The 20,453-nt window shown below is 59.0% G+C and carries 12 protein-coding genes; 5 read left to right on the top strand and 7 right to left on the bottom strand.

Annotated elements, in window-relative coordinates; translation table 11 throughout:
- Positions 1–5: 5 nt before the first annotated feature.
- On the bottom strand, positions 6–2,189 hold the full coding sequence (locus GOV79_RS06545) for a serine/threonine protein kinase (protein WP_170789095.1): 2,184 nt from the start codon (positions 2,187–2,189) through the stop codon (positions 6–8).
- 39 nt (positions 2,190–2,228) lie between these two features.
- Entirely contained in the window at positions 2,229–2,801 is a 573-nt protein-coding gene (locus GOV79_RS06550; RefSeq protein ID WP_170789097.1) for an OmpA family protein, read from the bottom strand.
- 166 nt (positions 2,802–2,967) lie between these two features.
- Between GOV79_RS06550 and GOV79_RS06555 the strand changes: the two genes are divergently transcribed.
- The 4 genes from GOV79_RS06555 (at position 2,968) to GOV79_RS06570 (ending at position 11,203) form a co-directional block, all read left to right on the top strand.
- A complete protein-coding gene (locus GOV79_RS06555) occupies positions 2,968–3,807 on the top strand; it encodes a M15 family metallopeptidase (protein WP_170772271.1) in 840 nt (279 codons plus the stop codon).
- Between the two features lie 236 nt (positions 3,808–4,043).
- Positions 4,044–5,720 carry a ShlB/FhaC/HecB family hemolysin secretion/activation protein gene (locus GOV79_RS06560; protein ID WP_331252112.1) on the top strand — a complete coding sequence of 559 codons (1,677 nt, stop codon included), beginning with the start codon at positions 4,044–4,046 and terminating at the stop codon, positions 5,718–5,720.
- Positions 5,665–9,249 (top strand): two-partner secretion domain-containing protein, encoded by a 3,585-nt coding sequence (locus GOV79_RS06565; RefSeq protein WP_170789098.1) that lies wholly within the window; start codon positions 5,665–5,667, stop codon positions 9,247–9,249. The genes GOV79_RS06560 and GOV79_RS06565 overlap by 56 nt, the downstream gene beginning before the upstream one ends.
- A gap of 19 nt (positions 9,250–9,268) precedes the next feature.
- Positions 9,269–11,203 (top strand): caspase family protein, encoded by a 1,935-nt coding sequence (locus GOV79_RS06570; RefSeq protein ID WP_170789100.1) that lies wholly within the window; start codon positions 9,269–9,271, stop codon positions 11,201–11,203.
- Positions 11,204–11,208: 5 nt separating this feature from the next.
- On the opposite strand, the gene GOV79_RS06575 is transcribed toward GOV79_RS06570, so the two are convergent.
- A complete protein-coding gene (locus GOV79_RS06575) occupies positions 11,209–12,264 on the bottom strand; it encodes an OmpA family protein (protein ID WP_170783581.1) in 1,056 nt (351 codons plus the stop codon).
- A 150-nt stretch (positions 12,265–12,414) separates the two neighbouring features.
- Here GOV79_RS06575 and GOV79_RS06580 point away from each other — a divergent pair, with 150 nt between their 5' ends.
- Positions 12,415–13,878: a caspase family protein gene (locus tag GOV79_RS06580; protein ID WP_170789102.1), complete on the top strand. Its 1,464-nt coding sequence runs from the start codon at positions 12,415–12,417 to the stop codon at positions 13,876–13,878.
- Positions 13,879–13,882: 4 nt separating this feature from the next.
- Here GOV79_RS06580 and GOV79_RS06585 read toward each other — a convergent pair whose 3' ends face one another.
- The 4 genes from GOV79_RS06585 to GOV79_RS06600 form a co-directional block, all read right to left on the bottom strand.
- The gene (locus GOV79_RS06585) at positions 13,883–14,287 is read right to left on the bottom strand and encodes a hypothetical protein (RefSeq protein ID WP_170789104.1); all 405 of its coding nucleotides are present in this window, start codon (positions 14,285–14,287) and stop codon (positions 13,883–13,885) included.
- A gap of 11 nt (positions 14,288–14,298) precedes the next feature.
- A complete protein-coding gene (locus tag GOV79_RS06590; RefSeq protein ID WP_170789106.1) occupies positions 14,299–15,000 on the bottom strand; it encodes a hypothetical protein in 702 nt (233 codons plus the stop codon).
- Positions 14,970–16,529 carry a caspase family protein gene (locus tag GOV79_RS06595; protein ID WP_170789108.1) on the bottom strand — a complete coding sequence of 520 codons (1,560 nt, stop codon included), beginning with the start codon at positions 16,527–16,529 and terminating at the stop codon, positions 14,970–14,972. Before GOV79_RS06595 ends, GOV79_RS06590 begins: the two co-directional genes overlap by 31 nt.
- Positions 16,530–16,627: 98 nt before the next feature.
- On the bottom strand, positions 16,628–20,452 hold the full coding sequence (locus GOV79_RS06600; protein WP_170789109.1) for a hypothetical protein: 3,825 nt from the start codon (positions 20,450–20,452) through the stop codon (positions 16,628–16,630).
- Position 20,453 lies beyond the last annotated feature (1 nt).

Genomic DNA, 20,453 nt, shown 5'->3' on the forward strand with positions numbered 1-20,453 from the left:
CCGCGCTATTGCGCGAGGGTGGTCAGGATACGGCTGTCCAGCGACAAAATCCGCGTTTCCACATTACGATCCTGTTCGCGCAGCGCCTCGGCATATCCGGCAGCGGATTCTGTGGTTGGGCGCAGCGTGTCGAACAGTTGATTGTCGGTATGCAGCACGATCACCTTGCTTTTGCCCAAGGTGCTATCATCGACCTGAAAGGCAATGCCGCCGTTTTCCTGACTTTCCGGAATGGAATAAGCCACGCGCACTGACAATGGCCCACTTTCCCCATCCCGCAGCGCGGCGATACCATTTTCCTGACGCGTGACATTGGGCAGCAGGTGGAACACATTGCCCGACACATCCAGCACCGAGACAGACAGGAACCCGTCTTGCACATCCTGCGGCAGGTCTACGTCGATCACTGGGTTCTGGCCGACAACGTAGTCTCCGGTCGGATTGGGGGCGTCGTTCTGTTCACCGTTATAGAACGCTATTGAGATATCGCTGGTGGGTGCTGTTGGCAGGAAATTCTCGATCAGGCAAAGAGTCGGGTTCAATACATTCACGCCGCCCAGATCTATCGGTCGCGCTCCGACCAAAGCTGTCAGGGCAGTGTCCAGGCCGGTCAGGCTGTCTTGCGAGGCCAAGGTGCCAATGACCCGAACCGGGGTCTCGGGGCCGTATCCGGCAGTGGGGGCATTCTCCAGCTTTAGCGCGCCGCAATCGGCTAGACCGGCCAGGATCGGTCGGATATCTGTGGCGGACAGGAACAGCGGCTCAAGTTCCAGCTCGACAGTGCCTTGCAGTCCGGCGGGCAAGCCAGCCGAGTAAAGCTGTTCCAGCTTGTCATGCAGCGCCTGATCCGTGGTTTGCCCTGTCAATTGAGCGTCGTTTCCATTCACGACCAGCCGCCATTCATCCAGCTCCATCACTGTGTCGATGACGTCGCTGACCGCAGCGCCCCAGCTTTCCGAGATATCCCCGGACGCGAGCGTCAAATCAACCGTCCCACCTTGATCGGTGATCTCGCGGGTCATGGCATCACGAGTGTCTTCCGAGGGCACAAAGCCGACGGCGCGCGGCGGCAGGCCCTCGCGCTTGTCCGCCACCAGCGTATAAGGTGCGGCCACGGGATATTGGGGCCCGGTAAAGCTGTCGAATGCGCCGCTGAAATAGGCACCGGCACCACCGCCGACAATGACCAGCGCGCCAAGGGCAGCAACCAGCCCGGTGCGTGATTTCTCGGGCGCTTTGGCGGGTGGCGCTGATGGCGCGGCCGCGGCGGGTTCAGGCGGGGTAGAGGCAGCTGGTTTGCTTTTGGGAACGATGATCGTCGCGTCGTCATCGGTGTCAGCAGGGGGGGCTTGCACCTGTCCCGACCGGGTCGAGGACAGCGCCTTCAAAACTTCGCTGGCTGATTGATACCGGTCATCGGGCTCCGGCGCGGTCATCTTGTCCAGCACGGTTTTCAGAGGTTCGGGTACATCTGCAGTGTCCAGCGGTTGCTTTTTGCTTTCCACAACCTCCAACAGGTTACGCCCGGAATTGGCCTTTTCGCCCCGGAAGTTTGCCAGCAGCAGCGCGCCTAGCGAGTAGATATCGGTGCGCTGATCGGTCTTGCCCGACAGCTGCTCGGGCGCGGCATAGGCGTATTTGCCCGCGAACTCTCCGCCCACGATGGTTTCGGCACCGGGGTTGGTGTCCTTGGCGATGCCAAAGTCGATGATTACCGCCTGTGCCGGATCACCGTCACGCAGGATGATGTTGTCCGGGCTCAGGTCACGGTGGACGATGTTGCGCGCATGCGCGGCCTCAAGCCCTTCGCAGACGCGTTTGCAGATGGTCAGAATATCGTCTGCCGGCATGGGGCCATCGGCCAGTTTCCGGTCCAGCCCCGGCCCATCGACGTAGTCCATCACCAGATAGACATGTCCGTCGGCGGTACGGTTGTTTTCGGAATACCGCACCACTGCGTCATGGCGGATGTCGCGGATTTCTTCCTCGCGGGTCAGCAGGACCAGATAGTCGTCATTGCTGGAGAACTCGGCTTTCAGCACCTTGAGCGCCGCCAAGCGCCCCGAAATTTCCGAACGCGCCCGGTAGACATCCGAGGTTCCGCCCCGCCCAAGGATCGCCTCGATCCGATATGTGTTGTTCACCAGATCGCCCGGCTGAAACAGATCGCCTGCGCGGGATTCAGTCATGCTGCCCTCGTTATTCTTTTGTCTTCAGAGGCTACGGATTCAGCCGAGGGCCTGGAATTCGACGCGACGGTTTTCGTCTGCGCGCGGATCGGATTTATTCAGCGGCTCGGCCTCACCCACGCCCAGCACCTCAAGCCGTTCGTCGGCGATGCCGCAATCGCTGACCAGGAAACGTTTGACCTCTTTCGCGCGCAGCAGCGACAGGTTCTGGTTGTAATCCGCAGACCCGGCGCTGTCGGTGTGACCGATGATCTGGAAGACGCTCACATCCACGTTTTTCATCGCGTTACACAGCGCCGACAGCTTCGGCTTTTCGTCGTCGCGCAGCGCGGCAGAGGCGAAATCAAACCGGACCTGAATATTGACCTGATCTTCGGCCGCAACAGGCTGATATTCCGCAGGCGCTGCGGCTACGGTGGTTTCCTCGACCGCTGAGGAGGCGGTATCGGTGTTGGACGGCACGATGACCAGCCCACGCGTCTTTTGCTTGTTGAACGCGTCGGTGATCTCGTCTTCCGTCAATTCAGTGCTCTGCGCCAACACAACCTGCGCCGAACAAATCAGCGCCACAAACGGCACCGCGATACATTTCCTAGGCGAGAATGCAATCATTACCAAAGTCCTTCCCTGTTTGACGGCAAGAGTATCCGTGCCTCAGGGACGCGGCAATGAAGAATGTCACATATAGGGGGCAGAAACGCAGGCAAATGCGTGACAACTCGACCGGTGGCTTTTAGGTTTGGTGCGACAGGCACGACAAAACAGGAAAATAAGGCAGATGCGCATTGTTCCAGCGATCATTCTTGGGGTCGCGATCATCCTTGCTCCGGTCATCTGGTATGTCTTCCCGCTGATCGTTCCAATTGATGACAATTTCGAAGGGCCTGCCATCGATTCAGGCGCACGGATCGAAATCGAGATGCTCAGCCAGCAAGTCGAGGATATGCGCGCGGAAATCGAACGGCTCTCGCTTGAAATTTCGCGCGCGCAAAGCGGGGCGGCGGCACCGTTGCAGGGGGCTGATGGAGCGGATGATTATGGCTATGACAGCTCAACCCCCAACGAGATTATTGATGCCTATGCGCAGGTCGTGCTGATTGCCGACCGCAACAACGTCAATCAGGATCTGCAACTTGCCAGTTCATCCTTTCTGAAAGAGACGTTTGGACTCCCGCGCGAAGACCTGACGGATAGTTGCCAATCCATGACCAATCCGCGTCTTGAAGAGAATTTGGTGCTGGAAGAGGTCGGGCCGGTTCGTGTGCGCATGCTGAAACCCGCGATCGAATCTCTGCGCACGGTGTTCGACAATATCCGCCGAACCGACCCCGATCTTTATGATCGTATCAACACGGCCGGGTCGCTTTGTGTGCGTAGGGTGCGCGGAGCGACATCGTCGGCCTCGGCGCATGCCTATGGTCTGGCTGTCGACCTGAACGTCGACGGGGTTCTGGATACGCTGGGTGACGGGAAAACCCAGCTGGGCCTGACCATTCTGGCTGATTTCTTCCGGCAGGAGGGCTGGGTCTGGGGCGCGGCCTGGGGGCGCGAGGATTCGATGCATTTCGAGGTCAGCCGCAACAAGATTGAAGAGTGGCTGGAACAAGGACTTTTATAATTTTGTGTGTTGCACACGGTATTGTGAACTGGGACACGGACAACCATAGAATCAACTGAGATATGTATAGCCGCAATCCAAACGGGTATCCGGTGGTGGGAAATACAATCTTGCTTTGGCCTGGGGGCTGGGCTTTTCTAGGTACTGTTTCACGATTTCAGCAAGGGTAGCGAATGCCAAGATCTATGTATCGGACGATCACGCGAATTCCACGTCTCAGCATGATATTTGTATTCGTGACCGTTGGTATTCTTGCGCTTTCTGATAAGGCGCTAGCACAAAGCGCATCGAACCTTGCGCCATCTACGTTTCAGCCGCAAAATCAACGCAATACCGGGCCCGTTACCGTTGCACGCGATCCCGGTGCCCCGGTCCCCGAAGGTGCAGACCGGCTGTTTGTGACTGTTGGTAGGGTCGAGATCGAAGGTGCGCTGCCGCAGATGGAGGCCGCAAATGATGCCTTTATCGCGCGCCTTTCCGGCAAACGTGTTCCCGCGTCCGAGATCTTTGCTGCAACCAATCGTCTGGAAAGTGCTTATAACAATGCGGGGTTTGTCCTTAGCCGGGTCGTTCTGCCGCAACAGACCTTGCGCGACGGCGGGACGCTTCGGATCGTCGTGGTTGACGGGTTTGTCGAACGCATCGACGCTTCGAAAGTGCCCGAAAGGGTGCGCGATCGGGTCGTCAAAATTACCGAGCCGCTGATCGGAAAACGCGGCATTAAGCTACAACAAATCGAACGAGCCTTGCTTTTGGCGGGGGACACGTTCGGCATCCGGTTGGCCTCGACCCTGTCGGCGGGTCAGGCCAATGGTGGCACCGTTCTGACACTGGATGGTGAGTTCAAACAATTCACTGGCTCTTACGGGTTCGACAACACCTTGTCCGATGATCTTGGCCCCGTGAACCTGAGCCTTGGGCTGGAGTTCAACGGCCTTCTGGACCTGGGTGAGACATTCTATTTCAACCTCGGCGGCTCGCCCACACGGTTCTTTTCGGACGATGCCGAATATCGAATTCTGGCGGCGGGTGCAGTGTTCCCCATAGGCTACAATGGCCTGACGATCAACGCCGAGGTCACGTCGAGCACAGCGCAGCCCGACACCGATTTTCTGCCGAATGAAAGCGAATTCGAACGGTTTTCGCTACGTCTGTTTTATCCTTGGATCCGCTCCCGGCAGCTTAACCTGTCGTCGCAATTGATCCTTGATCGGATCAGCGACACGCAGGATCTGCTGATCGGCCCGTTCGAAATTCCGATCTTTGACGACGATATTAGCGTGTTGCGCGCGACGTTGGATGCCACACGCGCCTATGACAATGGTGGCTTCCTGCGCGGTGGTGTGGTGCTGTCACGCGGTTTGGATATTCTCGGGGCGCGGACCTCGGTCGGGCCGGGCGAAACCCCGTTTTCGCGGCAGAATGCCGAACCCGAGTTTACAAAACTGGTTTTGTCGGGGCAGTATCAGCGTCCCCTGAGCGCCAACTGGTCGCTTAATGTGAACGGTCGGATACAGACGAGCTTTGGCGATGCACTGGTGACGTCGGAACAGTTCAGCATTGCAGGCACCAGCGAACTGTCGACCTTTGACGCGGGGTCCCTGCGCGGTGATGATGGTTGGGTGGTTAGGTCCGAGGTCGGACGGTCCCAGCGTGTCGAAGTGGCGGGTTTTCCTCTGATTCTAAAGCCTTATCTGTTTGGCGCCTATGGCGAATTGGGTATTGAAGAGCCAACGATTCTAGAACAAAGCACAACTACGGCCTATTCCTACGGGATTGGGGCTGATCTGATTACGATTGAAGACTCGACCTACAAGTCGGGATCGTTACGAGTTGAATATGGGAGGGGTGAACGCGATGACCTGGGGGAAGACGAAAACCGCTTCAGTATTGTTGCTAGTCGTAGGTTCTAAGTACCGCAACAGCATGCTGCGGTGTGCGATCTTGTCGGCGACGGCGGCGCTGTGGGGCACGACGGCGCTGGCGCAATCGTTGCCAACTGGTGGGACCGTGGCAGCTGGCACCGTGACGATCACGCAGCCCAGCAGCACGCAGTTGGACATTTCGCAAGGGTCGAACTCGGCCATTGTTAACTGGAATGGCTTTTCAATTGGTGCCGATTCAACGGTAAATATCTTCCAACCCGGACAGCAGAGTGTAATCCTGAACCGGGTGACGGGCGACACGACCAGTGAAATCCTTGGCCAGTTGAATGCCAATGGGCAGGTGTTCCTGGTCAACCCCAACGGGATTTTCATCGGTCCGAATGGTGCGGTCAACGCGGGCGGCTTTGTGGCCTCGACCTTGAACATAACTGATGAAGACTTCCTGAACGGGCGCAACAATTTTGCCGGAAACGGAGCCTCGGCGGCGGTGGAAAACGCAGGCACGATCTCGATCGTACCGGGCGGCTATGCGGCGCTGATCGGCGGCAAGGTCTCGAACTCGGGTCTGATCCGGGTGCCGCTGGGCAAGGTCGGGCTTGGCGCGGGTGAGCAGGTGACGCTGGATATTTCCGGCGACGGCTTTTTGCAGGTTGCTGTGCCCTCGGACAGCGATGACGCGATGATGGAGGCGCTGGTTACCAATTCCGGCCGGATCGAGGCCAATGGCGGATCCGTCCACCTCAAGGCAGCCAGCGCCCGCGATGCGGCGCGTCAGGTGATCAACATGTCCGGTGTGATCGAGGCGCAATCAGTGGGTGGCGTGTCCGGCGCTGTTGTGCTTGGCGGCAGCGGCGGTGCGGTTCAGGTCAGCGGCCGAATTGACACTTCGGCGCAGGAAACGCTGGTGGCAACCTCGCTACGGCCTAAAGTGCGTGGGGGATCAATCACCATAACCGGCGAAGCGATCACATTGGCGGGTGCCACGTTGACCGCCGACGGGGCCGGGGGTGGCGATGGCGGCACCATTCTGGTCGGCGGCGATTTCCAAGGCGGCGGCACGCTTCCCACCGCGCAGACCACCTTTGTAGATGCGGGTACGACGATCTCGGCCGATGGCGGGGATGAGGGCAATGGCGGCCGCGTGATCATCTGGTCCGACGATCTGACCGAATTCCATGGCCAGATTTCGGCCCGTGGTGGGGATATTTCGGGCGATGGCGGCTTTGTCGAGGTCTCGGGCCAGACCGATCTGGTTTATCGGGGTTTTACCGACCTTCGCGCCGCGAACGGGGAAACCGGCGAACTGTTGATTGATCCGGTGAACATAACGATCCCGGGCACGTTGACCGAAGCGGGCCTGGAAGCCCAGCTTGAATCTGCGGATGTGTTTCTGACAACGTCGATGGCCGGGTCGGATGCGGGTAATATTACGATAAACGCCGATATCGACTGGATGGCGGCCAATACGTTGTTCCTGGTCGCGGATAACATGATCACGATCAATGGAGCGATCAACGCGGTCAGCGGAGGGTTGCTGTTGAACGCAATGGGAGCGGTTGACGGCGTTGGCCGGATCACCACCGGCCCGGGCGGTAGCATCAATGTGGCCACGTTCAACCTGGTGGCTGGTTTCTGGGACCAGGTCTCGGCCACATTGCCCAGCTTTTTCGCGGGGGATTTCATCGTCTCGCCCAACGCCACATTCCTGCGCGCCACGGGCGGCAACGGATCTGGCGCGAATCCGTTTCAGTTGACCGATGTCTACGGGTTGCAGGGCCTGAACGGCTCCAGCCAGTCCTTTGCACTGGCCAACGACATCGACGCATCGCCCACGTCCAGCTGGTCCTTCGGCTTTGTGCCTGCCGACTTTTCAGGCACGCTTGAAGGCAATCGGTTCAACATCGACAACCTTTTTGTAAACAACGATTTCGTATTCGGCGGTCTGTTTGGTACTTTGAATGGCACCGTGCGCAACCTGAGCATCCGCAACGCCAACGTGACAGCGCAAGGCGGCGGCATTCTGGCCGGTGAAAACACCGGCACAATCTCAGCCGTCAGCGTCTCGGGGCGGTTCAACGGCAGTGACGACGTGTCAGGTGGCCTGGTCGGCATCAACAACGGCGGCACGATTGTCGACAGTTTCTCGACCGCGACCGTTTCGGTCGAACAGATCGAGGCCGATTTCGTCGTTGCAGGCGGTTTGGTTGGCGAGAACTCGGGCACGATCCGGCGTTCGCACAGTGTCGGCCCGGTATTGGGAGTTGGCTTCGGCGACTTCATTATGGGCGGCCTGGTGGGTGAGAACTCGGGCACCGTGGTGGATTCCTATTCGAACTCGAATGTCGATGGCACCAGCCAGTTCTCGGGACCTGCCAACACGGTAGCGGTCGGCGGGCTGGTCGGGTTCAACAATGGTGGTTCGGTCATACGCAGCTATTCCGACGGGTTTGTCGACTTTTCCGGCAGCGATTTCCCCTCGCTCGGAGGGCTGGTCGGCATCAACACCGGGTCGGTTTCAGCCTCGTTCTGGGATACGGAAAACTCGGGTCAGGCAACCAGCGCCGGTGGGACCGGTCTGACCACGTTCCAGTTGCGTGATACGGAAACCTTCTTTGCCATCGCCTCGGCTGCGGGGTGGGATTTCACCAATACATGGGCACCCGGTGTTGGCGAAGTCGGCCCCGCGAATTACACCACCTCGCCGGTGGTGTTCGCTATCCCCGATAATATCGCGGTACTGGATGGCGAAGAGCCACCAAACTTCACCACCGGCACGATCAATGGCGGCCCCTCGGTTTACCTGTTTGGCCCCGAGTCAGATTCACTGGACACCTCGACCGTGTTCCAGGGGCTGGAGTTTTTCGAAACCGAAGGGGGTGAGACCTTCTTCTTCCTGACGACGGACTTCCTGTCCAGTGCTGCAGATGTTGGCTATCAGGTGGCCTCCCTTCCCGGCGCGGTCGTTACCGTTATCGACCCAATCCCGGTGCCGCCAACGCCCGAGGTCGAGGTGACGCCAACCGTTGACACAACCATTACCGGCGGCGGCGGCGGAGGTGGGACTGCCGTGACAACCGTGACCGAGGCCGAAACCGCGCTTGGAACGGTTGACAATGCCTCGCAGGAATTTGGAGGAGAGATCGCCTCTTGCGCAAGCAGCGGTGACAACGTCAGCGAGTATCTGGCCTGCTTAGCCGAGGCAATGGACGACTATGCCTCTGAGCTGGACGGTATCGTGAAAGGCCTGCCGCCGGGTCTGGAGTCGGTGGGTGACATCATTCGCGGTGCCAGCGCGGGTATCCGCGAGGCTGGTGACGAAGCCAATCGCCGCCTGTCGCTGGCCACTACCGCCGAAGAGCGCAACGCCATCCGCCGCGAGGCCGTTCAACAGGCCCGTCGGCAGATCCGTCAGGCCCAACGTGAGATCCGCAAGGCCATCACGTTGATAAGAGCAACCGATCCCGAGCTTGCCATCGTTCAGAACCAGCAGGTAGAAACGATTGTGGCTGCGGTCGGTCAAGCGGAAATCGGACTGACCCGCGCCATCGGGCTTTGATACGTCGGAGAGTGGACCTGTGTCTCTGAAACGTTGCTTCGCAGCGCTTATCCTGATGTTGTTCAGCGCAACCATGGTGCTGGCGGATAAGCGAGTTGCGCTGATCATCGGCAATTCCGATTACGTGTCGGTCAGCCCGCTGGACAACCCGATCAACGATGCCTCGGATCTGGCAATCGCGCTGGAAGGGCTGGGGTTCGAGGTGTTTCTGGGCACCGACCTGACTCGGGATGAGATGCTGTCGCTGGCAGAGTCCTATGGCACGACTGCTGCGGATTCCGATGTATCGCTGTTGTTCTACGCCGGGCACGGGTTTCAGGTGAATGGGCGCAATTACCTTGTGCCCGTCGATGCGCAGATCACCAAGCCCGAAGATATCCCTGAACAGACCATCCAGATGGAGGAGTTCGTCAACCGAATGGAACGCTCGGACGGCATCCGTCTGGTGTTTCTGGATGCCTGCCGCGACAACCCGTTCGAAGGAACGGGTTTGGAGGTAGGCGGCGAGGGGTTGGCACGAGTCGGCAGCGCGGCGGATTTCATGTTTGCCTATGCGACGCAGCCGGACAACGTGGCCTATGACGGCACTGGCCGGAACAGCTTTTTCACCGAAGCGCTGCTGAGCCATATCTATACGCCGGGTCAGGACATTTCGGACCTGATGATCTCGGTGCGCAAGGACGTGCTGGCCTCGACAGGGGGACGTCAGATTCCGTGGGACAACTCATCCCTGACGCGGCAGTTCCGGTTCGACAACAGCCCCGTGACTGCGTCTGAGGAGACGCTGCTGTGGCAGGTTGCCGCCAATGCGCAGGATGCGTCCCTGATGCAGCTCTATATGGATCGCTATCCGCAGGGCGCACATGTGAATGAGGTTGTGGCCTTTTTGGACCGGGCCGGGCAGGGGCAGACACTGACCCGCGCGGTGGCTGTCGAGGACAAAGACGAACAGGCTGAGCGTCTGTGGAAGCTGGCGCAGCGCAGCCGGATGCGCCCGCTGCTGGAGTTCTACCTTGAGCAATATCCCGACGGTGCCCATGCGGCACAGGCGCAGCGTCTGATCGCATCCATCCCGCGCCCCGAGGACAGCACACCCGGCGGTATCTGCGAACGTCTGGCAACGCATCCACGCGACCGCACGGCCAGCATCCCCGGCGTGCCCTTTAGCCGTCTTCAGGAAAATGCCCTGACGGCCATTCAGGCGTGCAGCGCTGCAGCGGCGCAAACGCCTGATTTGACGCATTATGTGGCACTGTTGGCGCGAGCGACGATTGCCGCCGGTGACGTGGATCGGGCGGTAACGCTTTACAAGCAAGCGGCCGAAGCCGGGGACCTGCGGGCCATGGTCTCGCTGGCACAGCTGCATGAGGGCGGCACAGGCGTGTCGCAGGATCAAGCCAAAGCGCTATCTTTGTATGAACAAGCCGCCCAAGGGGGCAGCTTTGATGCGATGATCAATCTTGCCGTAACTCTGTTTGAAGGTCAGATCGTCCCCAAGGACGAAGCGCGCGCAATCGCGCTGTTGCAACAGGCAGCGAATGGGGGGTCAGCCAAGGCGACTTTCAATCTGGGCGTTCTGGCGCAGGATGGAATTACAGGTTCGCCCGATCAGGCACTTGGCTATTTCCAGCGCGCTGCACGTGAAGGCGAATATCAGGGCTATTTGGCAGCGGCGATCCTGCTGGACGAAGGGCGCGGCGTGCCCCGCGATCCGCTTGAGGCCGCGCGCATGTTGCTGCGTGGCGCGGCTGAGGATGACGGGGCGATCATGAACCAACTGTCGCTGGCCTCGGACCAGTGGACGCGCGAGACGGTGATGGAAGTGCAGAAACTGTTGCAAAAGGCTGGCTACTACAACAGCACCATCGACGGTGTGCCGGGGCCGAATTTCATCTCGGCCCTGCAACAATGGCGCAGCGGCGGGTTCGATCCGATCATCCTGGCGGCGAACTGACGCCTCTAGTTCACCGGCACAAATTCGATCCGGCGGTTGCGGCGTTTGCCCTCTGCCGTGTCGTTCGAGGTCACGGGGCGGCTTTCGCCATAGCCCACGGTTACAAGACGTTCCGGCGCAATCCCCTGATCGACCAGATAGGCATTCACCGCCTGCGCCCGCCGTTCGCTGAGCACCCGGTTGGCCGCATCTGATCCATCACTATCCGTGTGCCCACCGATCTCGATCGTCAGGTCCGGGCAGCGGTTCACGATGTCATGCAGGTTGGTTAGCAGCGGGATCGAGGCGTCGGACAAGCGCGCGCTGCCCGAGTTGAAATAGATATTGCCGGTGCGGGACAGGATCTCCATCCGGCCTTCGCAAGCCTCGCGGTCCAGATCACCCTTGGTCTCAAGCGCCGCAGCGCCGGGGGTGGCCGCAGCCGTGATCAATTGCGGCGGGGTGCCCGCCTGGGCGCGGTCGAACACAAACCCAAAGCTGACAAAGCCAAAGGGCAGGATGTCGACGCCCGCGGCCTCTTGCAGCTTGCCGCGACCCTCTTCGAGGTTGAAATCGGGCAGGGCGATGGCAATCGGCGTGGTATTGGCCACCGCCACGCGGTCATTGTCGACCAAAGTGATGGCGACCTGCGCGACGCCATCCTTGGTCACACCGTGTAGCGACAGAGAATAGGGAAGGTCGATGATCTTGTGCCGCGCCTGATGCAGGTCGACCAGCTTTTCGGGCGGAAGCTGGGCGGTGATGATGGCCTCGGGGTACTTGAAGGTTTCAAAGAACAAAAACCGCATCCGCACGTTGCGCAGGTCGATCTTGGTATCCACGCTGTCCATCTGTACCCGGATCTCGGCGGCACCGTCCGGGCCGATCACGCCTGACAGGCTGGCAAACCCGCTATTCTCCGCGACCGAGCTTTTCTTGACCGACAGGAATTGCAACTCGGACGCGGCACCATCCAGCGTCCAGCCGTGTTCAAACGGATCAGCGCTTTGCGCCCATGTCGCGTTGGCCAGCATAAGGCTGGCTATGGCAAAAAAGCTTCGCATCAGGTTTGAACGCGGCATGTGTGACCCTCTTCCTATGCTTGATCGCCAATCCGGGATATGTCAGGCGATGGCCACAATAAAGTCAAACGATAGATTTAGATATATTCAGATTGGCATGATGCTACGGCGTCACGGGTGTGATAAAAGAACGGCGATAAAGGATCCGATGTGTTTCGCATTTTCTACCCTCTGATTGCGATAATCAGCCTGGTATGGACCAGCCTCGCCTGGGCCGAGCCCCGCATTGCGCTGGTGATCGGAAATTCGGCCTATGGCTCGGTGTCGCCGCTGGACAATCCGGTCAATGACGCGACGCTGATTTCCGGCAAGTTGACCGAGCTGGGGTTCGAGGTTCGTAACCTGACCGATAGTTCCCAGATCGAGATGAAGCGTGCCATTGCCCAGTTTGGCCGCGATCTGCGACAGGGGGGCGAGAATGCGGTGGGTCTGTTCTACTACGCGGGTCACGGAGTGCAGTCGTTTGGGTCGAACTACTTGTTGCCGGTTGATATCTCGCTGAGCGATCCCGCCGATCTGGATTTGATGGCGGTCGAGGCGCGCTCGGTCCTGCACCAGATGGCCTCGGCGCATAACAAAACAAATATCGTCATTCTGGATGCCTGCCGGAACAACCCGTTCGAAAATCTCGCCGATATGGATGACAACGGTTTGGCTGAGATGAAGGCTCCCACGGGCACGTTTCTGGCCTATGCCACTGACCCCGGCGGCGTCGCGCTGGACGGTGAAAAGGGCAACAGCCCCTTCACGCTGAGTTTGGCGAGCCATATCGAAACACCGGGGATGGCCATCGAACAATTGTTCAAGAAAGTCCGCGTGGATGTGCTGGAACAGACCCGAGGGCTGCAAACGCCGTGGGATACTTCGTCGCTGACGCAGGATTTCGCGTTCTCACCCGAAACTCAAACGCCCATCGTTCAAACCCAGAGCGAAGATGAGCTGTGGCAGGAAGCGATCACAAACCGTGATCCGGTGCAAATCATGCTGTTCATGCGCGCCTATCCAGACAGTATTCATGCTGACGAGGCCAGCGAGCTGTTGCAAACCGTACTGGCCGAATCCTTCGGCACCGTGCCGCAACCAAAAGTGCCGGCGCAAAAAGTGGTCGAGGCGAACGAAACTGAACGCCTCATGTATGAACTGGCGCTAGCTGATGACACGGTCCACGCCTATGAGGTCTATTTGCAGAGCTTCCCCGAGGGGGCATTTTCAGGCAAAGCCGCTGAGCGTCTTGCTGCCTTGCAGTACGGCGAGGAAAACGTCACCCGCAAGACCGAGCCAGAGGCCGAGGTGTCAGAAATCGCGCCATCGGGCGATACCCCGATGACTTTGGACTCGATATTGGATTTCGGAAACGACCATGTGCGCGGACAGACGATCAATCAGCTGGTGGCAGGCGCGCCACTGTTTCCCCCGATCGAAGGGTTGCCGGATGAGCTGTGGAAAGACCAGTCTTGCTCGAACTGCCACCAATGGACGCCCGAGGACCTGTGCAATCAGGCCCAGACCTATGTCAATCGCCCCGAGGCCGGGAATGTCGCCAAACAGCACCCATTTGGCGGCGGTCTGAAGGTTAACCTACGCCGATGGGCATTGGGCGGATGTCAGGGCTAGGGTCCTAGCCCGACAATTTCGCCAGATCAGCGCTGAGCGCGCGTGCATCCGCGATGCTCTTTTGCAGGGCTGCAAGCCGGGCATCTGGCGTTGCACCGCCGGGGGCGTCGTTCAGGACGCGGTCAATGCGTGCGGCTGTTGCCGCGTCACCTCCTCCAATCGCATCCCGCTGTTGCAGTATTTTCAGTTTTAGCTGGGCCAATTCTGTTTCGGACGTGCGAATTTGCGCGGCCAACGCATCATTTCGAGCCTGCGCCGATGCAACGTCACCCTCGGCGGCGGCGATCCGGTCGTCATAGGCTCCGGTGGCAATGCCCGAAACCCCGGCAAAGAACCCTCCATCCGCCGGGTCGGTCGTGGTCTGGCATGCGGCCAGCACAAGGCAGGGAAGGGCGGCAAAGCGCATCATTCTGTCCCCCATTACAACGACGACGCCAGATCGCTTGCGATCCCGCGCATCTGGGTGATCTGGTTCGACAGAGCTGTCAGGTCTGCATCAATGGGCGATGCCGTCTGACCACGGGCAATTGTCAGCGTTCGAGCCTCGGTGAACTCGGACTGTCGTTTGGTGGCACCGTCTATGGCCAATTCCATCTGGGTAAGGTTGCCGTTGGCTTCAGCCAGTTCTTTTTCGATCAGCGCCGGGTCCGCCTTGCCCGCAGCGATGCTGGCGTTCAGCGCGTCCAATTCAGCTTTCTGCGCGGCCAGTACCTGGTTCATTACAGTCAGCGTTGTCTGCATCTCGGCGGCATTGCGGTCCAGATCTTCTCGGATCTGGCGCAGTCGCGCCTCGCGGCCGGCATAGTTGCGCTGAACAAAGGCCACATAGGTGCCGGCAAGCGCGCCAGCCCCCAAACCGATGGAAATCCCGCTTCCCGCATCGTCGCTACCACCCAGCCCAAAGCCGATCCCGCCGCCAATCACACCTCCGGCGACTGCACCCTGAAGGATGGTCTTTTGCATGGCAGCGGCCTGTTTGACCAGATCTGCCTCGGCCTGCGTTGACCCAGTTGGCGCTGTCGCCGGGGCCGAAGTCTGGCTGCTGTCGCCGCAAGCCGACAGGACCAGAGACAGTGTAACAAGACCTGCGCCTATTCGGGTGGGATAAAATCGGCCAGCCATTGGTAACTTCCTTTTCTGCTATCATCTGCTTGCGACACATGCCGGAGGAACAGCGCCGCATCCCGACGCAATTGCGCGTCGGCAAAATTCAGATCACGCGACTCCGACGCGGCACTTACAATCGAAATATTTATGTCGGGCGGGAAAAACACGACGGCGCGGCGTAGCACCTCGTCGTAGTAGCTGCGACTTTGGTCCAGCCGCCGCAGGATGATCCCGCGTGAACGGTAGATGTCGTAGATATCGTTTCGCGCCTGTTGCAAAACGGGCAGAGCGCTGTCATCTGAGCGGGCAATATCTTCGATTTGGCGCAGGGCATCCTCGGCAATGGTCAGTGTGCGTTCGACGCTGCGCAAGGCCACGATATCAGTGCGCAGCCGTTGCATCGTTGTGGCTGCCAGAAAAACCGAGACTTGCGCCGCATCCTCGAACAATTGCGCGGCCGAAGCGTTTTCAGGCATTGGCAGTCCCTGCCGGTACCTGTCTAACGCCGGGCCAAGATCACGGGTCAGCGGGTCAGTCAAATGCCCCAAAGCCATCAGGGCCGAGGCAAGTTGCTCGGGGTCTGCCTCGGTCATTGTGGTGGGGATTGGAGCGGCAATAAGAGGTGTCGCACCGTCCAGCCCCGATAGTTTCTCGTGCGCGAAAGTTGCGAACAATCCGTCTGGAAAGGTCTGCAAATAGGTTTCGAACGCCCGTTTGTCTGAACTCGAGGCGATCTGCCTCCAATGTTCCAGATCGGCAGCGATGTCGTCTTGGGGCGTGCTGCCCGGCAAGCCCGGCGCAAAGCTATGTTCGTCCAGAACCGATTCCTCAACCCAAGGGATCTGGCGCCCTTCCGTCTCGAGAACCACTTGTTGGCGGACCCGACCCAGCATCAGTCGAACGTCCAGATCAGGGGTTGAGATATGGTCCAAAAGCCCCGAGGTGAACACGCTGTTCTGACCTTCGCCGTCATAGGCCACATTGCCGGGATCCGTGGCATAGGCGATCAACAGACCAGCGCCGCCGCGCATTCGGACCAGCCCTTGTTCCACTAACCCGCTATCCGAAAACGGATTATTGCGGCAGGCGTCCAACAGCAGGATGCCAACATCCGGCCCTGCCTTGGCCATCACGTCCCGCACCCGGTCCAGCGTCATCGAACTGCGCTGCAGCGAGCCGAGATCTGACCCTTGGAAATCGGTGCCGATCAGGTAATTCGCCCCACCGATTTGCACCCCGTGCCCGGCATAAAAGAACACGGCCATTTCCGCCCCTTGCGCCGCGATACCGAATTGATCCACCGCGCGTTCCATGGCGGCGGCTTTCTGGTTTAAGGCCTGAATGACGGTAAAACCCAGCTCCTTTAACGCGTCGCTCAAGGCGGAGACATCATTGCCGGGGTTGCGCAGCGACATATCCGGCGATGCATAGTCCGAATTGCCGATCATCAACGCGACACGGTCCGAAGCAAGTAGCGGAGATGCACACAGAACCGCGCAGAAAAACAGGGCAACTCGGCCAGCAATCAGGCGGATCACATTCATATACTCACATTACCGCAAAGAATCGAAAGACCACAATTCGTTTTCCCGCACGACGTTAAATTCGCGGGCTAGGCCGCGCCTGCCGCCTGGGACACAGTTTAGCTTGTCCGTTCCTTTGCCAGCCGTTTGGCAGCCTGATCCCCGGCAACGTCGACCTGATGCTTAAGCTCCTGTGCCACAACAATCATCGCCGCATGCGGGTTCAATTCGGTGTCCAGCGGGCGATAGCTGTTCAGCGCCTCAGACAGTTTTTTGGTGCGCTTCGCAAATCTGGAAAGAATAGCGTGATCAGCAGAGTCGTCGGGGACAACATAGTTTTCGAGCAATTTGTTGATTTCCGGTGTCTTGAAATACCGAGAGTCCATGCCCGGTTTCGATTTCACCGCGCTGGCCTTGATCCGCGACCAGGCTTTCACGTCGGGCTCCACATCACAGGGCAACCAGTCCACATCCGCGTGCGAACCAATGGTTTCGAACTCTTTATCCTGCAGGGCCGCGCGCAGATAGGCGACCACGCCCTGACACACGTCCGCGCTGTCTTCGAACGCCTCGGGCGTCAGGCCACAGCTTTGCAGCGCGCGGCGGGCCTGTGCGTCGCCATCGATACAGGCACCATAGGCCAGAACGCATTTTCCAAGCGTGGTGTTGACCTTGATCGCTTCACGGGCGAGGCGGCGGTTCTTGGGCTGCTCGCGCGCCAAAACAAACAGCTCCCAACCCTTCTGGATTTGTTCGCGGCCATGTTTCCCGAACCAATAGCTGTTGAGGAACTTGCCGATCTTCTCGATGCTGGTCAGAACAGCCGCGCCGATATGCGTGGCATCGGTCAGCCGGGCAATTTCGGCCCCGACGCCAGCTGAATCGGCGGCGACCTGCGCCGCATCATGGGCGGTGCCTGCGATCAGCACGTCCCGCTCACCCACCACGGCAGGTTCATAGGGGCTGTAGCTGCCACGTATCGCATTCATCTCGCGGCTCCATTTGTTCAGCGACTTGCGGCGGCGATGCAGCTTGATGCTGTCGGCAATCAGAGTGCGGATCTTGCCCAACAGTGCCGCGCCCGGCATGGCGGCCAGCAAAATACCGGTAGCCCCTTTGGTGGCTTGATCAATCATTTTGATGCGCTGGTCGGTTTTCTTGACCTGCAGGGTCAGTTCCTCGACCGCCGACATCGCCCGCTCATACTCTTCAGCATAGATTTTCGGGTCGGAATATTGGTCCAACCGCGTCAAATCGGCCTGTTTTTTCAGTTTTTCAAGCCACTCGTCCTCTTCATCGATATCCGCCTCGACCGAGGCGACGAATTTGGGATCCTTCAGCAAAGTGGCGGTCACGTCGTCATAGAGAACCCGCACCTCGGCTTCGAGCTTATTGTTATTACGTGTGGGTCGTTTTTCAATCTCATCGATCTTGTCGATCATCGAGTCCAGTTTATCGTCCAGCGCCTTCTCATCTTCGGGTGACAGGTTAAGCTCGGCCACGTCGCGCGCATCCTGCGAAACCATGCTGTCGTAAATTTCGCCCAATTTTTTGAGCGCGCCCATCACCGCAGTCGGATCGGCCTTGTCCGGGTCCAACGACAGGAACAGTTTCACATCCTTCTGGTCCTCGGGCAGCTTGTATTTCTTGACCATGGCGCGGCATTTATCCATCGCCTTTTTCACCTTGACCCGGTCGGTCATAAAGCTTTCGTCTGCGATTTGCTGAGACAACTCGCGCGCTTCGTCCATGACCCCGCGCTGATCGGCGACGGTTGCCATGTTGCCGCTCATGCCGAAATCGGTCTGACCCCCGGCATGGGCCTCTTCCTCGAACGGGTTGGTTGCAAAGGGCGAGTCGCTGCCGTGGCCGCCCCAACCGGCCTCGATATCGCGCGCGTCCTTGTCGACGCGGACCGCATCCCCCTGCAAACCGGCGGTACCTGCAAAACTTGCCGCCACAGGCAACAGGGCCAGTTCCTTGACGAACGTGTCCCAATCACCTTTCTGGGCGGCCGCCACCATCTTGTCGATCATCTGGGTCGACATCCCGATGGCCTTGGCCAGCATCCCCCACGAGGCGGCCTCGTCTCGGCTGTCCTTGCCGGTGTCGCCCCAGCCGCCATCTTCACCCTTGGTGCCGCTGGCCGACATGCTTTCGCCTGCCGCGTCACACAGATCGGCGACCGCTTCGACCACCAGCTCGCGCGGATCGCGCAAGGTTCCCTTGGCCTTGGCCTCAGCCAGTTCGCTCAGCTTCGAGACTGCTTTTAGCCCGGCCTTTCCGGCCAGAATCCCGAACTTGGTCTTGTGTTCGCGGTTTTGCGTATCGGCGTCGCTGGTCAGATCCTTGGCGGTGCTGCCGGCGGTCATGCCTGCCGCGAAGGCATCGGCCATCGCCCCGGCCAGACCAATCGCCACCTCGCGTTTCTTTTTCTTCTTGTCCCGCGCGCCTTCAACGGCCTCGACCGCACCAAGAGCTGCTGCAACTGCGCATTTGCGGGCAGCGTCCTGCCGCACGTATTCCCCATAGGCCTGGGTCATCTTGGCGGCCTTGATATTTCCCAGCTCGCGCTCAAGCTCGGCCTTTTCTGTCACTGAGGCGGTTTCCATCTCGGCCAGAATCCGCTTTTCTTCGCCCGCCAGCCAGTCGTCGTAGTCGCCTTTACCGCCGTCCTCTTTGAATTTGTCGAACTGTGCCTGCGTCAATTGCAATTGCGTGACCTTGGCCTCGTCATCAGCCAGTTCTGACAGGGTCATGCCGTCCTTGATCTCAAGGTTCGCATATTCCAGCTTGTTCTGTTCAACCGACACGCCGTCCAACTCATTGCGCAGCTGAATCAGCTTTTCTTCGTCTTTTTCGGTCTCCATCTGCGCAACAAGAGTTTCTTCTTCCTGCGACAGCCAATCCTTGTAGCTTGTCGCGCCTTCCGGGTGGGCCTTAGCATAGCGCGCTTCGGTCAGATCAGATTGCGAAATCTTGGGGCGGTCCTCTTCGTCCATCTTCTTGATCTCGGCGATGGTTTTGCCGTCAATTACCAGATCGTCATATTCGTCGGGCATTTCATCATACGGGACGACATTGCCTTCGATCACATCCGCGCCCTTGAACTTCATGAATTCCGCAATATCGTCGCGGCTGGCCTCGGTGATCGACAGATTGGCGTAGTCGAGGGCCTGCGAACTTGCCAAATTCGCCGCACCAATCAGTAATTTGGCGTTGCGCAGACCCGACCCCAACTTGGAGCCGCCCATTTCCTGCCCCTCTTCTTCCGCCATCAGGCGGGTATAGATCGCGGTGGCATTGCTGAACACGTTCAGCCCCTCGGAAAAACTGTCGGGCACCAGGTTGGACGGAATGACCCCTTCGCGCACCAGCGGGGTCCACAGTTCCTTTTCGATGTCGCGGTCGCTGAACAGCCGCTTGCCATCCTTGCCTTGCAGCTTGGCAAGATCGTTGGATTTTTCGATCAGCGGTTCTAGCTTGGCATACATCTCGCGGATTGCAGCGGCGGCCTCGGGCGAGGAAAAGGCAAATTCCTCGTCGCCCTTTTTCAACTTCTTGAACTCACCCGCGCGGTCGGCATAGCTGTCCCATTCGGCGTTCTCGATCTCGACCGGGATTTTCTTGTCGCCCACATTGGCCAGAACCTGAATGCGCTTGGGCGTTTTGATGCCCATCTTTTTCCACACAAGTCCGGCAGCAGGGTTCAGGGACATCGTGCTTTCGATGTTCTTGTCGTAAGTCATGACGACGAAATCCATATCGGACAAATGCGTCTTGAGGTCGGATTTGATCTTGTCGAATTCTGCGGTCTTCAACGTCGCGTCGATGAAACTCTGACGCTGTTCGAAATCGTGCAGCTCATTGGCCAGTTCAGGGGCCAGAGTATCATTTTCACCGCAGACCTGTTTCAGCCATTCATGTTCTTTTTCAAATGCCATG

It is taken from the genome of Ruegeria lacuscaerulensis (assembly GCF_013034745.1).
GTDB lineage: Bacteria > Pseudomonadota > Alphaproteobacteria > Rhodobacterales > Rhodobacteraceae > Ruegeria > Ruegeria lacuscaerulensis_B.